We start from the raw sequence: 861 nt of genomic DNA, 5'->3' as shown, positions 1-861 counted from the left end.
TCACATTGATCGACGGGTTTCGAGGCATGACTTGGCGGGAAACACACGGGGTTCCCCGCAGGACACCCGTACCAGGCAAGGGCGCGCCGCGCCCGCACTCGGTCGAATGCGTGCTTCCGTCACCGACCATACGTCAACGTGCCTCCCGCACGTTGCCCGGAAGAGTGACCTGGATACGGCATCCCCGGGGGGATTCGGCCACTCCGATCCGACCTCCGTGGAGATCCACGGCCCAGCGCGCGATGGCGAGGCCGAGCCCGGTGCCGCCATCGCTGCCGGGACCCTTGTGCTCGGGTCCGCCCCGGTTGAAACGCTCGAAGACGCGGTGCCGCTCGGCCTCGGGAATCCCGGGCCCCTCGTCCAGCACCTCCAGCACCAGGCTCTGCGGCATCTCGTCGCCGCGCGCCCGCACCGTGACCCGGCCGCGCCGCGGGCTGTGCTTGATCGCGTTGTCGATCAGGTTGGCCACCACCTGGTGCAGCCGCTCCGTGTCCGCCGTCGCGGTGAGGTCGAGGGGCGAGACGTCCAGGTGCAGGTGCACGTCCCCGCGCGCGTGCACCCCGGACGAACCGGCCGTCGCGGCGCGCGCCCCGCTGGCCATGCTGGCCTCCTTGAGGATGCCCGCCAGATACGGCCACACCTCGAAGGAGCGCGCGTGCAGCGGCACCACGCCGTTGTCGAGGCGCGACAGGTCGAGCAACTGCTCCACGAGCCGGCCCAGCCGCTCCGTCTGCTTGAGCGCCGTACGCATCGTCTCCGGATCGGCGTCCGAAACCCCGTCCACCACGTTCTCCAGCACCGCGCGCAACGCCGCGATCGGCGTGCGCAACTCGTGCGAGACGTTGGCGACCAGTTCCTTAC

At 70.5% G+C, this 861-nt stretch carries 1 protein-coding gene; it reads right to left on the bottom strand.

The genetic code is table 11. From position 1 onward, the window contains the following. Positions 1 to 133: 133 nt before the first annotated feature. A partial coding sequence (locus KUM32_RS40975; RefSeq protein ID WP_217146738.1) for a cell wall metabolism sensor histidine kinase WalK occupies positions 134 to 861 on the bottom strand: 728 nt, incomplete at its 5' end.

Source organism: Streptomyces sp. AC627_RSS907 (assembly GCF_019049165.1).
The sequence above is the reverse complement of the archived record's forward strand: the minus strand, read 5'-3'. Positions and strand labels throughout refer to the sequence as shown.